Raw genomic sequence first — 1,554 nt, forward strand, 5'->3', positions numbered from 1 at the left:
GGTCCGTGTGGAAGGGGATTATGTATCGCGGTGGACAGTGGGTGCTTGACGTTGATGTACGGAAATACTTTGACAGCATCGACCAAGCCAAATTGAGAGAGCTTCTAACGAGGCTCCGCCTCAGACCGACGAGTTGTACGGGTGACTGCGGAGCGCTGGCGGTGTAAGGTGGCTCCGGTCGAGCCGGCTGGGACGTGCCCAGCGATGTATGAGGTCGGTCGGAACCCGTGGACGCCAACGGGTTAAGCAGCGATCTTGTTCAAGTAGAAACGCTGCGTGAAAGCGGCGGGAGACAGGTAGTCAAGCCGCGCCTGTGTTCGCTGCCGGTTATAAAAGATCTCGATGTATTCCGTGATCTCTTGCTTCGCTTGCTGCCGAGTGGCAAACCGCCGCTGATAGACCAGCTCGCTCTTCAGTGTGCCCCAGAATGATTCGATTGGCGCGTTGTCAAAGCAATTTCCTCGTCTACTCATTGACGCTTGCATGCCGAACTGGCTGACAAGATCTTGGTAAGCATGCGCGCAATATTGACTGCCGCGGTCTGTGTGGTGAATCAGACCGACGGGCGGTCGGTGCGACGCGACCGCCCGAAACAGCGCCTGCATCACCAGATGTTTTGTCATACGCTCGCTCATCGCGTAGCCGACCAGCTCCCCGCTGAACAGATCCTTGAGCCCAGCTAGGTACAGCCAGCCCTCGTCGGTTGCGATGTACGTGATGTCTCCACACCACGCCTGGTTCGGCGCGCTCACCGAGAAATCCTGATTCAACTGGTTCGGTGCTACTGGCAGGTCGTGCTTCGAATTGGTTGTCGCTTTGAACTTGCGCTTCTGCTTGCAACGTAATCCAAGCTGCCTGCGCAGTCGCTTGACGCGATGCACGCCAACCTGCACACCGTGTTCTGTCAAATCTTTCTGCAGTCGTTCAGCGCCGAACGTCTCGCGCGTGCGCTGGTGCGCGGCGAGGATCTCTGCTTCCAAACGAGGTTCCTGTTGGGTACGGGACGACGGTGGCCGCTTCCGCCACGCGTAGTAGCCGCTGGTCGACACACCCAGCAGTCGACACATCGGCGGCACCGGGTAGTCCTGTCGCATCTGCTCAATCACGCCGTACTTCACCGCGACTCCTTCGCGAAGTACGTCGCGAATTTTTTTAATAAATCGCGCTCCATCTTCACTTCGGCCAGTTCCCGTTTGACCCGGTTCAGTTCCATCTCCAGCTCAGTCAGTGGCTTTTGCTGTTGCCCAACCTTGCCGAGCCTGCCCGCTTTCGCGGCGCGCACCCAGTTCGCCAGCGACTTCATCGGGATCGACAACCGGCGTGCCGCTTCCGACACGCCGACGCCTTCCGTCAACGCGAGCTTGACCGCCTCTTCACGAAATTCTTTCGTGTAGACCGCTTTCGGGATTCGATTCATCTATGCCTCCGTTCCTCTATTTTACGAAACGTTGGCATCCACTTTTTTCAGCCGGCCTCAGTACGAGCTCGAAGCTCAATGGGTCCGAAGACCCGTGGACGACCGGAGCCAATCATGACGTTATCACAGAGTGTGTG

Annotated in this window: 1 protein-coding gene; it reads right to left on the bottom strand. The window is 57.7% G+C overall.

Annotated elements, in window-relative coordinates:
- Nucleotides 1–242 precede the first annotated feature (242 nt).
- Nucleotides 243–1,417 (bottom strand): IS3 family transposase gene (locus AWB81_RS42800; protein WP_087135615.1). Its coding sequence is split into 2 segments (ribosomal slippage): nucleotides 243–1,147 and nucleotides 1,147–1,417, totalling 1,176 coding nucleotides; the frame shifts between segments, so codons are not numbered across the junction.
- Nucleotides 1,418–1,554: the final 137 nt, after the last annotated feature.

The sequence above is a fragment of the Caballeronia arationis genome (genome assembly GCF_001544975.2).
In the GTDB taxonomy this organism is placed as follows: domain Bacteria; phylum Pseudomonadota; class Gammaproteobacteria; order Burkholderiales; family Burkholderiaceae; genus Caballeronia; species Caballeronia arationis.